Origin of the sequence: Arthrobacter sp. ISL-69, from assembly GCF_018613775.1 — a bacterium.
Lineage (GTDB): Bacteria > Actinomycetota > Actinomycetes > Actinomycetales > Micrococcaceae > Arthrobacter.
Genome location: NZ_JAGGPO010000024.1, coordinates 65,395 through 80,005 on the forward strand (window position 1 = coordinate 65,395; position 14,611 = coordinate 80,005).

Below are 14,611 nucleotides of genomic sequence, written 5' to 3' on the forward strand. Positions count from 1 at the left end.
AATTTCAGGTTAGTGCTGCCCACTGACACCGCAGCTCGGGCCAGGCTCAGCCTTCCAGCAGAAGCCGCTGTGCCCGCGGGGCCAGCGTATGCTCGAGCACCAGGCAGGCCGCGCCGACGGCTCCTACGTCCTCTCCCACGCCAGTGCCGACAACTTCGACCCCATGGATCTGGCGGGCCGCGCTGTTCTCCGCCAGCAGCTGCGGAACGCGGTCCAGGTACCTCTGCGAGAGAAGAGTCCAGAACGGGCCTCCGAACACCACCCGCTCGACGTCAAGGGTGTTGGTGACGACGGCGACGGCCCGGGCCACGAGGACGGCGGACCGGTCAATAATCTCCCCGGCCTTGCTGTTGCCGGCGTCGGCTGCCTCACACAGTTTCGCGAAGCTCTCCTGGACCGCCGGGGCGCCGGAGGGGTGGCGCTCAACTTCCAGGACGCCGGCCGCTTCGGCCTGCGCCACCAGGACCTGCGGAATGCACGACGACTTCACGCATCCCCTCAGTCCGCAGTCGCAGGGCGCGCCGTCCGGGTCCACAATGATGTGCCCTATTTCGCCGGCATTCCCCGAGGTGCCGCGCACCACTTCGTCGTTCAGGACGATACCGCAACCGATGCCTGTGCCCATGTACATAAAAACGAAACTGCCCGAGCCGCTGGGACCGCCCGCCCAGGTTTCGGCGACCGCGGCGCTGGTGACGTCCTTGTCCACCAGGGTGGACAGGCCGGTGGCCTCCGCCAGGGCGTCGCGCAACGGCACGCGGTCCCAGCCGAGCAACAGCGGCGGATCCACAACTGTGCCCTCTTCCAGGTTGATAGGGCCCGGAGCTGCCACGCCGAGACCGGCAATCTTGTCCGGGTCGACGCCGGAAGCGGCCACAAGGTCCTTGATCTCGGCGGCAATGGTGGCGATGATCCCGTCGGGGTCGCTGGCGCCGGGGGTATTGATCCGTGAATGCCTGACGACGGCCCCCACAAGGTCGAGCACCACGAAGGTGGTGACGGCAGGATCGAGGTGCACGCCAACGGCGTACATTCCCGCAGGGTTCAGCCTGAGGATGGTGCGCGGCTTGCCGGGTCCGCTCCCTTCCTTGCCGGCTTCGACGATCAGGTTCTGGTCGAGCAGGCGCCGGGAAATATTGGAAATCGTCTGCGGGGAAAGGCCAACGATCTGGGCGAGTTCCACCCGGCTGAGGCCGCCGGAGGACCGCCGGATGGCGTCCAGAATCACCGTGAGATTGAAGTCCCCCATGCGGGGCAAATTTGTTCCGCGCCTCGGCGATGGCGTGCGGATCTCAGTCACGGATTCCCCTAAACTTCTTCGGTTATGCACTACTGATGCTTGAATCGTACGTTACCTGCGGTCGTGGCGGTACGCTCACACGCTGACTTCTGGCACGGCGGTTTCCACGCTGTGGCGGACCTTCTGCCGGCCCGCATCCGCGCGCCGGCAGCGTTATGGGAGCGGCGTGCGCGCGGTGCTGACCGCAACCGTGAACTTGGCGTTCCGGCCCGCGACGCGGGTGGGGCCGACGAACCGTTCCAGGGCCGGCAAATACTGCAGGTGGCTGTTGTACACGGTCCAGAGTTCCCCGCCCGGTGCCAGTACCCTTCCGGCGGCACGGAACATCTTGAGCCCCGCTCCGGCATGGACGCTGGCGCCCAGGTGAAAGGGCGGATTCAACAGAATGAGCCCGGCACTTCCGTCCGGCAGCGAATCCATGGCGTCGTCCTGGAGGACAGTGATCCGGCCCTCCAGTCCGTTGGCCTCCGAAGTTGCCCGGGCGGAGTCGACGGCGGCCGCCGACTGGTCCGTGGCAGTGACCTTGGAGCCCGGATGGCTCTTGGCATACATGGCGGCCAATATGCCGGTCCCGCACCCCAAATCCACCACGCACTCGGCCGACGGCAAGTCGGGCAGGAACCTCAGCAGGAACCGTGTCCCGATATCGAGCTTGGTGCCGGCGAACACCGCACCGCGCGCACAGACCGTGAGGCCCAGCTCGCTGTTGGTGTCAGCGACCGGAAACGGCGGCGGACCGGTCACAGGCCTGGGGTCCCGGGCGATGAGGACCCTTGATTTCTGCCGGGCCAGCTGCGGCTGGACGTCGTTGAAGTGGCGTAGCAGGACGGTGTTCATGCCCAGGCTCATGTGCTTGATCCGGCCGCCCGCCAGCAAGACCGTGTGCGGTGCCGCGTAGCGGGCTACGGCGTCGGCCACTTCCTCCAGCTCCGCGAGCGTTTTGGGCAGCTGCAGCAACACGACGTCGGCGCCGTCGAACAGGGCCGCATCGAGCGGTCGCTGGTCAACACCGGCGTCGATGTTGAGGGCCGCGGCATTATTCCGGAGGGCCCGCTCCCCCGTGATGAGGTCCTGGTGGGCCCGGACGTTCCTGACGCCGCAGGTGGCCAGCGCCCCCAAGGTGAGGGCTCCATAGCGGTCTCCGACCACCGCTACGCGACTTTCCGGGGTCAGCAGTTCCGACGCTGTTTCGAGCAGGAGCCTGTCGGTTGCGTCCCAGGCCTGCAGGTTCGGGGCTTCAACATCGGGGTACCGGCGCAGGCCCGAGAGGACTGAGTCCAAGCTGTTTTCCGCCACGTGCAAACTGCCGCCTTCTCTGTCCATCGTCGATCCGCTCACCGGGAAGATTCACCGGGCGAAAAGCTACCCAGTAAACCTACCGTGAAACGGCCCCGTCCGCGGCCGGCGGCACCCCTGCCCCGTCGCTGCTGCCAAGCATCCCCAGGATGCCGGCCACAGCCGCCCGGCCGGCGCGGTTGGCGCCGATGGTGGACGACGACGGCCCGTAGCCGACAAGGTGAACGCGTTTCTCTGCTGCCACCTGGGTTCCGTTCATGGCGATTCCGCCGCCGGAACCGCGGAGGTGCAGCGGGGCCAAGTGTTCCAGCTCGGCCCGGAATCCGGTGGCCCAAAGTATGACATCCGCCGCCAGGAAGCCCCCGTCAGCCAGCCGGACTCCACGGGGTTCGATTTCCGTAAACATCGGGCGCCGGTCCAGGGCGCCCCGCGCTTCGGCGGCCCGCAGGGAGGGGGTCCAGATCAGTCCGGTTACGGAAACCACGCTCTGTGGAGGCAGTCCCTGCCGTACACGCTCTTCAACGAGGGCGACGGCGTCGTGTCCCGCTTTCTGGTCAAATTCGGCGTCGCGCCATACCGGCTCCCGGCGGGTGAACCAGCTTGTGGCAGTCACCTGGGATATTTCGTCAAGCAGGCCGACGGCGGAAATACCGCCGCCCACCACAATCACGTGCTGCCCGCGGAACTCCTCGGCAGCCACGTAGTCGGCCACGTGTAGCTGCCTCCCCCGGAACGTGGACTGCCCCGGGTAAATGGGCCAAAACGGCCTGGTCCAGGTGCCGGTGGCGTTGATGACTGCCCGCGCCGACCAACTTCCGGCCGAAGTTTCGATCCTTAGCCGCCCCGAAGGGTGGTTGTCCTCGCGGGATACGGAGCGGACTTTCACCGGCCGCACGATATTCAGGCCGAGTCCGTCCTCGTAGTCCCCGAAATAGCGTGAGAGAAAGCCTGAACTGGGTTCGGCCGGGTCAACCTCCGGCTTGGGAATGCCTGGCAGGTCGCTGATCCCGTTCACGGTGGCCATCCGGAGGCTCTGCCAGCGGTGGCGCCATGCGCCGCCTGGCCCGGCTTCGGCGTCCAGCACAACATACGAACGGGGTGCTTCCTCCGGGGCGGGAGCTGGCAGAAAGCCACGCCGCTGCAGGTGATAGGCAGCTGATAGGCCGGCCTGGCCGGCACCGATCACCACTACATCCGCGGTCTGCAGTTCCGTCTCCTGGGCGTCAGCGATTTCCGATCCCCGCCCTAGACCTTCTTGACCACACTTGACTTGAGCTGCATGGGTCCGACCCCGTCCACTTTGCAGTCGATGTCGTGGTCTCCGACGCCGTCCATCAGCCGGATGCCGCGCACTTTCGTCCCCACTTTGATAACGGTGGAGCTTCCCTTGATCTTGAGGTCTTTGATCACGGTCACCGTGTCACCGTCGGCGAGCACATTGCCTACCGCGTCCTTGATCACCGCTTCCGCGAGAGCTACAGGTTCCGCGGCCACGGCGGACCACTCGTGGGCGCACTCCGGGCAGACCAGCAGCGCACCCATCTCATATGTGTACTCGCTGGAGCATACAGGGCAAGGGGGAAGGGGGTCGTTCACGGTCTCATTTTAGTCGACCGTACTTCGGCCAAAGGCCGCGCTGCTTAAACAGCGGAAGCCGCCCGATCGGGCGGCTTCCGCTGTGTGAATCTGGTGGAGCTGAGGGGACTCGAACCCCTGACCCCCTGCATGCCATGCAGGTGCGCTACCAGCTGCGCCACAGCCCCAAACTCTTGTTTCTTTCGGATCGATCTCCGTAAGCAACTTGATTATCTTAAACCACAATCGTGTAAGACGCCAATTCGGCGGAGGCCTTTGGCGACCGGCGCCCCGACTCACCCTCCGTACCGGCACGGGTGGCAATTGAAAACAAAAAAGTCCGCCGGAATCTTTCGATTCCGGCGGACCGTTCGGTGGAGCTGAGGGGACTCGAACCCCTGACCCCCTGCATGCCATGCAGGTGCGCTACCAGCTGCGCCACAGCCCCGAATTTTCATTGCTCCGGCGCCTTCAGCTTTCACTGCCGGGCCCGGCTCTTCGTCCGGATCTCTCCGAAGCAACTCAAATATCTTAGAACAGCCGTTCCGAAAATTCCAAATCGGGCATATTCGGGCGGCAGGTTCCGCTTATTCGCTGTCTGAGGAGACAGCCGCCTTGGCCGACGTGTCGTCGCCGAGCTGGAGGTCCACGACGGGGCAGTCCTTCCACAGGCGCTCAAGGGCGTAAAAAACGCGGTCTTCCTCGTGCTGGACGTGAATGACGACGTCGGAGTAGTCCAGCAGGACCCAGCGTCCGCCGGAGCGGCCCTCGCGGCGAACAGGACGCAGGTCCTGCTTGCCCAGTTCCTCTTCGATGCCGTCAACGATGGCGTTGACCTGGCGCTCACTGGGCGCCGAGGCGATCAGGAAAACATCGGCAAGGGCAAGCCGCTCACTGACGTCCAGGGCAACTATGTCCTGGGCTATCTTGTCCGCGGCAGCGCGCGCTGCTACGCGGGCTGTGGCGATGGATGTTTGGGTTGCAGTCACGGGACTCCTTGTAGTGGTTTAAAAGCTATATATGTTCCGACGCCAGTGGTGTCTACCTCGTATGAGGGAGAACAGCAGCGTTGGCGACGCGCCGGGACGTTTGGATCAGGGCGCCAGGCCGCTGATGATCATGGTGACGCCGGCAATCAGCGCAACGATCCCCAAAGCGAGGACGCCCAACTGCAGCAGACGGACACGGTGCGCCCTGCCCAGGCCGGCAGTGACCGCGTCCAGGGGTTCAAGGCCGTAGGCAGCGTTGGCGGGCACACGTGGCCTGTCTACGAAATTCTCGCCGGATTCGGCGGCCCAGGGCTCGCCGGACGCCGACGCTGCAATCTGCGCTGCCGCAGGATCAGTTGCTGCCTGCGCTGCTGCTTCGGCGCGCGCAAGCACGCCGGCCCGGCCCGTTACCGGCCTGGCATTCCGCTGCCTCGACGGCCCGGATTTGCGCGATCCCTTGGTAGTTGGCGGCTGCAACCTGGGGCCGGGGTTGGTGACTACCGGCACATAGGAGGTGGCGGGCTTCTTCATCACCGGACGGTCAATCCCCGGGACCTTCTCGAACTCCAGTGGCGTCACCATCGCAAGGTTGCTGACGGCTGACGGCTCGGTCTTCGGATGCGCGGGCTGGCTGGCCTGCTCGGCCAGCTTCTGCTTGGCCATGGCCCGCTTGTTCAGGACAGCGGCGCGCTCGGCCAGGGCGATCTGTTCGGCGAGGATTCCCGGGTCCACAGCTTCAGGATCGTTCGCCGCGATGTGCTCCATCTTGGCGATCTGGTTCCTGGCCTGTTCGGCGAGGAGGGAACGTGCCGCGAGAGCCTGCTCAACGGTCATTCCATCAGGAAGCTGGCTGTCCGGGTTGGCCAGCGGAGCTTTGGCCTGCGGCGCGTTGACCTGCGGCGGCCCGGACTGTTGCTGTCCGGCCGGAGGGGTTTCGGCTTGCGGCGATGCCTGCGCCGGCCGGGCCGGCTGAACGGTCCGCTGGGCGGACGTGCGGGCAGGCGGAACGATGGGGTTGGCAGCCGTGGCCGGTGCCGCCTCGGCTTGAAGCTGCTGGAGGCGGAGCTGGCGGCGCGTCGGCGGACCGCCGCCGGACAGCCGTTCTTCCTTCTCTGCCAGTTCCTTGATGGTGCGCAGGGCTGCACGGTCCCGTGCCCTGCTCTGTGAGGAGCGCTCGGATCCGGTCGACGGCCGGACCGAATCCACCGGGCCGGGTGCCACGCGCCGGATTCGGCCGGTTCCGGCATCCGAACCGTTTTCGCCGCGCCGTGCCCCTGGCGCGGACTGCGTCGGCGGCGCGGGGGGCGTCGCCGGACCGGGTTTGTTCGGGGCATCGCCACGAGCGGAAGCCGGTGTCACGTTGCCGGGCACTTTTGAGGCAGGGGGAACCGGACGCGGAGCCGAAGGCCCCGCATCCTGGCGTGATTCCGCGCGCTCATCTCTGGCCTGTCGCAATTCACGACGGCTGCGGAGGGGAGGCTGTTCCTGGCTCATCTAAAACTCACTCGGTACTGGCTGGTTCGTGTAACTCGGTAAGTGCAGCGCTGCTGTCCGGGTCGGGATGCCCGGCGTACAGGCCGTATTTCGCAATATACTGGACCACCCCGTCGGGCACGAGGTACCAGACAGGGTTGCCCGCCGCGACCCGGGCCCTGCAATCCGTGGAAGAGATCGCCATGGCGGGCACTTCCAGCAGGCTGACGTCCTTCCGGCCCATCCCGTCAAGGACATGCCCCGGACGGGTCACACCGACAAAATGCGCCAGCGACCACAGTTCGTCGATGTTCTTCCAGGACAGGATCTGCGCCATGGCATCCGCGCCCGTGATGAAGAAAAGGTCCGCATCCGGCCGTTGTGTACGCAGGTCCCTCAGGGTGTCGATGGTGTACGTCGGACCGGGACGGTCCACATCCACACGGCTGACCGTAAAACGCGGATTGGAGGCTGTGGCGATCACCGTCATGAGATAACGGTGCTCGGGCTCGCTGACCTGCTTGTGCGTTTTTTGCCACGGCTGGCCGGTGGGGACAAATACCACCTCGTCGAGGCCGAACTTCGCCGCAACTTCGCTGGCCGCGACAAGGTGGCCGTGATGAATGGGATCAAATGTGCCACCCATCACACCCAAACGCAGGCGGCGCTTGGCGCCGCGCCGCTTCAGGACGGTAGTGATGTTAGTGGCCTTGGCCGTGATCGTGCTTGTTCGGGTGCTGGCGGTGCGGGTCCGAGTGCTCCTCGACGGCTTCGTGCCGGTTACCCAGGTTGCTGTAGGACAGCGTCACGAACATCAGGATGAGCATGATCGTAAAGATCGATACACCGAAGACCCACGGTTCGGCCCACAGCGGAGCCAGTTCTTCATGTTCGGCGACGGACGCGCCAACCTGCTGCAGCAGCATTTTCTCCCCTAAAGAGTTCACACAATGACGACGGCGGTACTTCCCGCCGTTCCGGAGTTCTGTTCCATGTTACAGCGTTGCTAGCTGCGGATCTGGCCCTCGCCCTGGACTATCCACTTGGTGGTAGTCAGTTCGGTCAGCCCCATGGGGCCGCGCGCGTGGAGCTTCTGGGTGGAAATGCCCACCTCGGCGCCCAACCCCAGTTCGCCGCCGTCCGTGAACCTGGTGGAGGCGTTGACGATGACCGCCGCTGAGTCGATTTCGGAAATGAAGCGTTCCGCGTTTGCCAGGTCGTTGGTGATGATGGCCTCAGTGTGGCCGGTCGACCAGCTGCGGATGTGCTTCACTGCCTCGTCGAGGTTGTCCACCATGGCAACGGCAAGGTCCAGGTCCATGTACTCGGTGGCCCAGTCCTCATCGGTGGCGGGAACGGTTTCCACGGACGCGGGCAACGCGGCGCGTACGCGGGCGTCGGCATGCAGGGTGACTCCGGCCTTCCGAAGTGCCGCGGCGACGGCGGGAAGGACGGTTGACCCGGAGTGCACCAGGAGGGTCTCCACCGTGTTGCAGACGCTGGGCCGCTGGGTCTTGGCGTTGAGGAGGATGTCCACCGCCATTTCTTCACTGGCAGATTCGTCTATGAAGATATGGACGTTGCCCTCGCCGGTCTCGATGACCGGTACGGACGAATTGTTGACGACAGTCTGGATCAGGTCCCTGCCGCCGCGGGGAATCAGGACGTCCACCCTGCCACGTGCCCGCATCAGGACGTTGGCTCCTTCACGGCCGAACTGGTCAACGGTCTGGACGGCGTCTGCCGGCAGGCCAACCGAAGCGAGTGCGTCGCGGAGGACCCTGATGAGGGCCTCGTTGGTGGCTGCCGCGGCGGTGCCGCCCCGCAGGATCACCGCGTTGCCGCTCTTCAGCGCCAGCCCGGCGATGTCCACTGTCACGTTGGGACGTGCCTCGTAAATTGCGGCAACCACGCCCATGGGAACGTTGACCTGGCGCAGGCGCAGGCCGTTGGGCAGCGTCTGGCCGCGGACCACGTTTCCTACCGGGTCCGGCAGGCCGGCAAGGTTCTCCAGTGCGGCGGACAGGGCCTCGATCCGCGTGTCATTCAGGGTCAGGCGGTCAAGCAGCGCGGCGGTGGTTCCGTTGGCACGGCCGGCCTCTACATCCTTGGCGTTGGCGGCGAGGATTTGGGTCCTGCTGTCGAGCAGGGCCTTGCCGATGGCGCGGAGGCCCTTATCCTTCCAGGCACGGTTTGCGCGCGCCATGCTGCGGGCAGCGTGGCGGGACCGGTCGGCGATGGAATGTACGGCGGCCTCGACGTCAGCCGGCGACAGCTGGGCATTTTCCGGCGTGGGAGATACCTCCGTGGAGTCGTTGGATTTCTCAGCGGCTTGGTGAATCAGTGCCTCAGTCATCATTCAAGTCTAAGGGAGTCAGCCCGTTAGACCAGAACCAGGTCATCAACGTGAACAACTTCACGGTCGAAGCCCCGGCCCAGGGACTCCCCCAGCTCCACCGTGGAACGGCCCAGCATTTGCGGCAGTTCGTCGGAGGAGTAGTTGACCAGGCCCCGGGCGATGACGGTACCGTCGGGTGACAGCATTTCCACGGCGTCACCGGATTCAAAGGTCCCTTCAACAGCCGTAATACCAGCAGGCAGCAGCGACGTGTGATTGTCCTGTACGGCCGTGACAGCACCGTCGTCGAGGATCAGCCGGCCCTGCACATGGGCAAGGTGGGCGAGCCACATCATGCGCACCGACTTGCGTCCGCTGTTGACCGAGAACCAGGTTCCGACGTCCTCGCCGTTTAGGGCCGCCGCGGCATTGGCGGTGGAAGTGACCAGGGCGGGGATTCCCGAATCGGCGGCCATGGTGGCGGCCTCGACCTTGGTCTGCATTCCGCCGGTTCCGACTCCCGCTTTGCCGGGCTTGCCGATGTTGACGCCTTCAAGGTCCTGCGGGCCATCCACCTGCGGAATCCGCTTGGCCCCCTTCGACGGCGGGCCGTCGTAGAGGGAGTCGACGTCGGAGAGCAGCAGCAGGGCATCCGCGCGGACCAGGTGCGCCACCAGGGCGGAGAGCCGGTCGTTGTCGCCGAAGCGGATCTTGTGCGTGGCCACGGTGTCGTTCTCGTTGACCACGGGCACAACGCCCAGGTTCAGGAGCCGGTTCAGCGCGCGGAAGGCGTTCATGTGGTGACTGCGCCGCATGAGGTCATCCGCGGTCAGCAGCACCTGGCTCACCGTCACGCCGTGCGCTGCGAAGGCATGGGTGTAGCGGGCCATCAGCAGCCCCTGCCCGACGCTTGCGGCGGCCTGCTGGGTGGCAAGGTCCCGCGGGCGCTTCACGAGGCCCAGCGGTGCCAGGCCGGCAGAGATGGCGCCGGAGGAAACAAGGATGATCTCCGTGCCTGCGTTGCTCTTCGCGGCCAGCGCATCCGACAGCTCGATCAGCGCCTCTTCTGAGATCCCACCCTTGATGCTGGTGAGCGACGATGATCCGACCTTAACTACGATGCGGCGGGCCCTCGCGAGCACACGGCGGTCGTCGGTCCTGGGTTCCTCGATGACAATTGCGGAATTATCGGTCACGTGTGGGGGTTCACTCCTCATTCTCGGTGGTCAGTCCGCTTTCTTTGAGCGGCCGTGCGGCACGGCGCCCGCTGACTGATTCAGTCCAGATGCCGGCTTTGCGCTCGGCTTCAAGCTCGGCCCGGGCCGCAGCCTTGGCGTCGCGGCGCTCCTGCTGTTCGTCGCGCTTTTGTCCGCGGGTGGGGCGGTCGCCGATGTCGGCAAAGCGGACGTCGGTGCCACGCGGAGCGGCGAGCAGCTCGGCGCCGGCCATCATGGTGGGCTCCCAGTCGAACACCACGCCGTCGTCTTCACCGATCACTACGGTGTCGCCGGGTACGGCGCCCTGCTTGAACAGCTCGTTTTCGACGCCCAGTTTGGCCAGGCGGTCCGCGAGGTAGCCAATGGCTTCCTCGTTGGTGAAGTCGGTCTGCTTGACCCAGCGGACGGGCTTGTCGCCCAACACGCGGAACAGCGGCTCGAGGTTCTTCTCTTCGCGGCGGATCTTGAAGCCGGCTTCGTTGACTGCCCTGGGGCGCAGGACGGGTGCGTGCACCTTGGGCGGCGTGGCAGCCACGGCGTCCCGGGCGGCCTTGACGATCTCTGCCATGGCGAAGCCCAACTGCCGCAGGCCTTCGTGGCTCGTCGCGGAAATCTCGAACACACGGTAGCCGCGGGATTCAAGCTCGGGCCGGACGAATTCGGCCATGTCCTTGCCGTCAGGCAGGTCGACCTTGTTCAGCGCCACCAGCCGGGGACGGTGGTTCAGCGGGACAACCTCGCCGTCGGAGCCGGCGAAGCTCATGTCAACCGCGTACTTCTCGAGTTCGGCTTCGATGATGGCGAGGTCCGAAAGCGGATCGCGCTCGGATTCCAACGTACCGCAGTCCAAAACGTGGACCAAAGCTGCGCAGCGCTCTACGTGGCGCAGGAAGTGGTGGCCCAGGCCCTTGCCTTCGCTGGCCCCTTCGATAAGTCCGGGGACGTCGGCGATGGTGAAGCGGATCTCCCCGGCCTGCACCACGCCCAGGTTGGGGATCAGGGTGGTGAAGGGGTAATCGGCAATTTTGGGGCGTGCCGCGGACATGGCGGCGATGAGGCTCGACTTGCCCGCGGACGGGAAGCCCACGAGGGCGATGTCCGCAATGGACTTCAGTTCCAGGACTATGTCGCTGGATTCGCCTTCGATGCCGAGCAGGGCGAAGCCCGGGGCGCGGCGCTTCTGCGAGGAAAGCGCGGCGTTGCCCAAACCGCCCGGGCCGCCGGCGGCCGCGATGAACTCGGTGCCTTCGCCGACGAGGTCGGCCAGCACACGGCCGTCCTTGGTCTTGACTACGGTTCCTTCCGGAACGGGAAGGATCAGCGTTTCGCCGTTTTTGCCGCCGCGCCAGTCGCCCATGCCGGGTCCGCCGTTGGTGGCGTGGCGGTGGGGTGCGTGGTGGTAGTCCAGCAGTGTGGTGGTCTGGGCGTCAACGCGCAGGATGACGTCGCCGCCGTCGCCGCCGTTACCGCCGTCGGGACCGCCCAGGGGCTTGAACTTTTCGCGGTGGACGGAGACACAGCCGTGACCGCCGGTACCGCCGGATACGTGCAGTACTACCCGGTCTACAAAGCTCGCCACGTGAATCTCCTCTGTGCATAACCTGACCGTCTCTTGGACGCCCAAATTGATTGTAATGCGGTTAAAAGAACAGTGGAGCGGGCCATCATGGCCCGCTCCACCGGTTCAGATCTTGTTGTTACTCTGCAGCTGCAGCAGCAACGATGTTCACGACTCGACGTCCGCGGCGGGTGCCGAATTCGACAGCGCCCGGGGTCAGTGCGAACAGGGTGTCGTCGCCGCCACGGCCAACGCCTGCACCCGGGTGGAAGTGGGTGCCACGCTGGCGGACGATGATCTCGCCTGCGGAAACTACCTGGCCGCCGAAGCGCTTGACGCCGAGGTACTGGGCGTTGGAGTCACGACCGTTGCGAGTGGAACTCGCGCCTTTTTTATGTGCCATTTGAAATGCCTGCCTTAAAAATTCTGGGGAATCTGCTGAAAACCTGAAAAGTAACGGAAGGTTACTTGATACCGGTGATCTTGACCTTGGTCAGTTCCTGACGGTGACCCTGGCGCTTCTTGTACCCGGTCTTGTTCTTGAACTTCTGGATGACGATCTTCGGACCACGAAGGTCCTGAAGGATCTCAGCCGTAACCGTTACCTTGGCCAGGTCCGCAGCGGCAGACGTGACTTTGTCACCATCTACCAGGAGCAGTGCGGGCAACTCAATGGTGCTGCCGGCTCCACCGGGGACGCGGTTCAGGGTAACGAAGTCTCCAACGGAAACCTTCTCTTGGCGGCCGCCTGCGCGGACAATCGCGTACACCACTGGGGAACTCACTTCTCTCGACGTTTATTACTAGATTTGCGTGCGGAACCTGGGTCCAATTGTTTGGCCTGGCTCACGCTGTGCCTCAACGCCGGTGGATTCCCCGGGGGAACCCATGAGTTATCCCACGAACAATTCCGCTTGTAATTCCAAACAGTCTTATCCGGGGTCATAACCCAAGTGTTGGCGTAAGCACCGAAGATCTAGAATACGCTAATTTTGCCTTCGGCCGCAAATGAGGCTGGCTCCGGTGGTAGTACGTGATAGGCGACACTCCGTGTTTTACGGCCTGCCACTGCAACGACTTCCGGAACCGTGCCCCACTATCCTACCGGCTTTGGAAGGCTTTCCGGTTCAGCGTGCAGGCGCGGCGCGTCGAAGAACTCCACCTCGTACCGGCAGGACTGCCGGAAAGCCAGCCGCATGGCCTCCCGTTCCGTTTCCGAGGCGGCCCGGGCGGCGTCGTCGGTGATCCGCACCGCCTGCCGGGTGGCGGCGGCGAACTCCTCGTCCGCGTACGTCCGCAGCCATTCGGCATACGGGTGGCCGGACGGCGATCCGGCGGCCAGGAACTGCCCGTGCAGCGTGGCCCCCACTTCGGCATACAGCCAGAAGCACGGGAGTACCGCTGCCACGAGCACTCCGTAGCTACCGGAAACAGACGAGGCCAGCAGGTGGTCCACGTAGGACTTGGTCACCGGCCCCAGTCCGGAGTCCACAGTCCGGGTACTCAGCCACGTCCGGTGCAGTTCGGACTCGACTTCGAGGCATTGCTGTGCCGACCGTGCCCAGAACAGTTGCTCGGCCTCGGTGGGGGCGATCGCGGCAGCACGGGACAGCACCCTGGAGTAGCCGTTCAGGTAGATGGCGTCCTGGGCAAGGTAATAGGCAAAGTGGCGTTCCGTGAGGGAACCGTCGGCCAGTGCGCGGATGAAGTCCAGCCCGTAGATGGCATCCAGGTCCGGTCCTGCGTCCTGCCGGAGTACTGCAGCGAACTGGCCTTCCGCCGGAACGTCCTGGCCCCTGGGCACCAGATGGTGGAAGTGGTGGACCGGGCCGTTGCCCGTTCCCACGTCCAGCACTCCGGACTCCCGGAGCGCCCCCTGCAGCCACGGCTTCACTGCCCGCAAGGACGACTCCCAGTCCCCCAGCCTTGCCTGCACGGTGGCCATGGCCGACGACAGGGAGCAACCGGTCCCGTGGCTGTTCCGGGTGGCGATCCGGCCGCCGTCGACCACCACAACATCGTGGGCCAGCAGCCCTTCGGTGTTGACGAGCGCGTCGGGGCATTCCCCGCCGTCGAGATGTCCGCCCTTAACCAGCACGGTGGTGCCGGCCTGGGCGGCAAGCCGTTTGCCCTGGGCCAGTGCCGCCTCCCGGTCGCCCGCGAGGGGCTCGTTGAGGAGTATCGCAAGTTCTGCGAGGTTCGGCGTAATCAGGTCGGCCAGTGGCAGGAGTTCACGGAGTTCCGCTTCGGCGGCCTCCTGCAGGAGCCGGTCCCCGCTGGTGGCCACCATAACAGGGTCCAGGACCACGACGGCGGGACGGGCCTTTACCAGCCAGCTGCGGACGGCGGCAATCACCGCGGAGTCACCCAGCATGCCGATCTTGACGGCGTCGATGCTGATGTCTTCGCTGATGGCCTCAAGCTGGGCGGTCAGGAAGTCCGCCGGGGGAACGTGGACGGCCCGGACGCCGTGGGTGTTCTGTGCCGTCAGGGCGGTAATGGCAGCCATGCCGTAACCGCCGTTGGCGGCAATGCTCTTGAGGTCCGCCTGGATCCCCGCCCCTCCGGACGGGTCCGATCCGGCGATGGCCAGCACCCGCGGGGTTGCGCGCAGGGCGGCGTCCAGGGTGGATCCGGCCCCCGTTGTGGAGGCGGGGGTGGGCAGGAATGATGAAGACAAAGGAGACATCCCTTCGCCGGTGCTAGCCGGACAGGTTCAACGGGTGTGGATCTCAGCCGGCCCTGTGCGCGGCACCCCGTGTCAGTCCCCCAGCCTAGCTGTTTTCCTTTAACGGACTCGCAGGTACGGCCCGAATCCGGCGTATTACTACGCCCGGTTCGGACCGCACCCGCGGTGTCAGTCGG

The 14,611-nt window shown here is 65.2% G+C and carries 14 protein-coding genes, 2 tRNA genes and 1 riboswitch; all 16 genes read right to left on the reverse strand.

The features are described 5' to 3' along the window. Nucleotides 1–46 precede the first annotated feature (46 nt). The 16 genes from J7I79_RS17685 to thiD all read right to left on the reverse strand — a co-directional run bounded on the left by J7I79_RS17685 (nt 47) and on the right by thiD (nt 14,435). Nucleotides 47–1,249, reverse strand: a complete 1,203-nt coding sequence (locus J7I79_RS17685) for an ROK family transcriptional regulator (RefSeq protein WP_214955405.1) — start codon at nt 1,247–1,249, stop codon at nt 47–49. 204 nt (nt 1,250–1,453) lie between these two features. After that, nucleotides 1,454–2,596: a class I SAM-dependent methyltransferase gene (locus J7I79_RS17690; RefSeq protein WP_396020210.1), complete on the reverse strand. Its 1,143-nt coding sequence runs from the start codon at nt 2,594–2,596 to the stop codon at nt 1,454–1,456. Between the two features lie 79 nt (nt 2,597–2,675). Then, complete coding sequence (locus J7I79_RS17695; protein ID WP_214955406.1) at nt 2,676–3,785, reverse strand: NAD(P)-binding domain-containing protein; 1,110 nt, start codon at nt 3,783–3,785, stop codon at nt 2,676–2,678. Nucleotides 3,786–3,841: 56 nt separating this feature from the next. Then, entirely contained in the window at nt 3,842–4,192 is a 351-nt protein-coding gene (locus J7I79_RS17700; protein ID WP_214955407.1) for a zinc ribbon domain-containing protein YjdM, read from the reverse strand. A 91-nt stretch (nt 4,193–4,283) separates the two neighbouring features. After that, nucleotides 4,284–4,359 (reverse strand) — tRNA-Ala (locus tag J7I79_RS17705). Nucleotides 4,360–4,546: 187 nt separating this feature from the next. Then, a tRNA-Ala gene (locus J7I79_RS17710) sits at nt 4,547–4,619 on the reverse strand. A gap of 139 nt (nt 4,620–4,758) precedes the next feature. Next, nucleotides 4,759–5,160 (reverse strand): ribosome silencing factor, encoded by a 402-nt coding sequence (gene rsfS, locus J7I79_RS17715; protein WP_104173103.1) that lies wholly within the window; start codon nt 5,158–5,160, stop codon nt 4,759–4,761. 105 nt (nt 5,161–5,265) lie between these two features. After that, a complete protein-coding gene (locus J7I79_RS17720; RefSeq protein ID WP_214955408.1) occupies nt 5,266–6,654 on the reverse strand; it encodes a hypothetical protein in 1,389 nt (462 codons plus the stop codon). A 7-nt stretch (nt 6,655–6,661) separates the two neighbouring features. Beyond that, on the reverse strand, nt 6,662–7,279 hold the full coding sequence (gene nadD, locus J7I79_RS17725; protein WP_214955409.1) for a nicotinate-nucleotide adenylyltransferase: 618 nt from the start codon (nt 7,277–7,279) through the stop codon (nt 6,662–6,664). A 55-nt stretch (nt 7,280–7,334) separates the two neighbouring features. After that, nucleotides 7,335–7,559 carry a hypothetical protein gene (locus tag J7I79_RS17730; RefSeq protein WP_214955410.1) on the reverse strand — a complete coding sequence of 75 codons (225 nt, stop codon included), beginning with the start codon at nt 7,557–7,559 and terminating at the stop codon, nt 7,335–7,337. 80 nt (nt 7,560–7,639) lie between these two features. Further along, on the reverse strand, nt 7,640–8,989 hold the full coding sequence (locus J7I79_RS17735; protein ID WP_214955411.1) for a glutamate-5-semialdehyde dehydrogenase: 1,350 nt from the start codon (nt 8,987–8,989) through the stop codon (nt 7,640–7,642). 26 nt (nt 8,990–9,015) lie between these two features. Continuing rightward, nucleotides 9,016–10,188, reverse strand: a complete 1,173-nt coding sequence (gene proB / locus J7I79_RS17740; RefSeq protein WP_251042954.1) for a glutamate 5-kinase — start codon at nt 10,186–10,188, stop codon at nt 9,016–9,018. Continuing rightward, on the reverse strand, nt 10,178–11,767 hold the full coding sequence (obgE, locus tag J7I79_RS17745; RefSeq protein WP_214955413.1) for a GTPase ObgE: 1,590 nt from the start codon (nt 11,765–11,767) through the stop codon (nt 10,178–10,180). The genes proB and obgE overlap by 11 nt, the downstream gene beginning before the upstream one ends. A gap of 118 nt (nt 11,768–11,885) precedes the next feature. After that, nucleotides 11,886–12,149 (reverse strand): 50S ribosomal protein L27, encoded by a 264-nt coding sequence (gene rpmA, locus J7I79_RS17750; RefSeq protein WP_009372867.1) that lies wholly within the window; start codon nt 12,147–12,149, stop codon nt 11,886–11,888. A gap of 61 nt (nt 12,150–12,210) precedes the next feature. Then, nucleotides 12,211–12,519: a 50S ribosomal protein L21 gene (gene rplU, locus J7I79_RS17755; RefSeq protein WP_011692233.1), complete on the reverse strand. Its 309-nt coding sequence runs from the start codon at nt 12,517–12,519 to the stop codon at nt 12,211–12,213. Between the two features lie 323 nt (nt 12,520–12,842). Continuing rightward, entirely contained in the window at nt 12,843–14,435 is a 1,593-nt protein-coding gene (gene thiD, locus J7I79_RS17760; RefSeq protein ID WP_214955414.1) for a bifunctional hydroxymethylpyrimidine kinase/phosphomethylpyrimidine kinase, read from the reverse strand. Further along, nucleotides 14,418–14,515, reverse strand: a riboswitch (TPP riboswitch). Its footprint overlaps the gene before it by 18 nt. Nucleotides 14,516–14,611: the final 96 nt, after the last annotated feature.

What these genes read in the sequence shown, in the direction of transcription:
- J7I79_RS17730 (WP_214955410.1), bottom strand. Translation starts at nt 7,559, where the DNA reads ATGCTGCTGCAGCAGGTTGGCGCGTCCGTCGCCGAACATGAAGAACTG.
- J7I79_RS17685 (WP_214955405.1), bottom strand. Translation starts at nt 1,249, where the DNA reads ATGGGGGACTTCAATCTCACGGTGATTCTGGACGCCATCCGGCGGTCC.
- proB (WP_251042954.1), bottom strand. Translation starts at nt 10,188, where the DNA reads ATGAGGAGTGAACCCCCACACGTGACCGATAATTCCGCAATTGTCATC.
- rpmA (WP_009372867.1), bottom strand. Translation starts at nt 12,149, where the DNA reads ATGGCACATAAAAAAGGCGCGAGTTCCACTCGCAACGGTCGTGACTCC.
- J7I79_RS17720 (WP_214955408.1), bottom strand. Translation starts at nt 6,654, where the DNA reads ATGAGCCAGGAACAGCCTCCCCTCCGCAGCCGTCGTGAATTGCGACAG.
- thiD (WP_214955414.1), bottom strand. Translation starts at nt 14,435, where the DNA reads ATGTCTCCTTTGTCTTCATCATTCCTGCCCACCCCCGCCTCCACAACG.
- nadD (WP_214955409.1), bottom strand. Translation starts at nt 7,279, where the DNA reads ATGGGTGGCACATTTGATCCCATTCATCACGGCCACCTTGTCGCGGCC.
- J7I79_RS17735 (WP_214955411.1), bottom strand. Translation starts at nt 8,989, where the DNA reads ATGACTGAGGCACTGATTCACCAAGCCGCTGAGAAATCCAACGACTCC.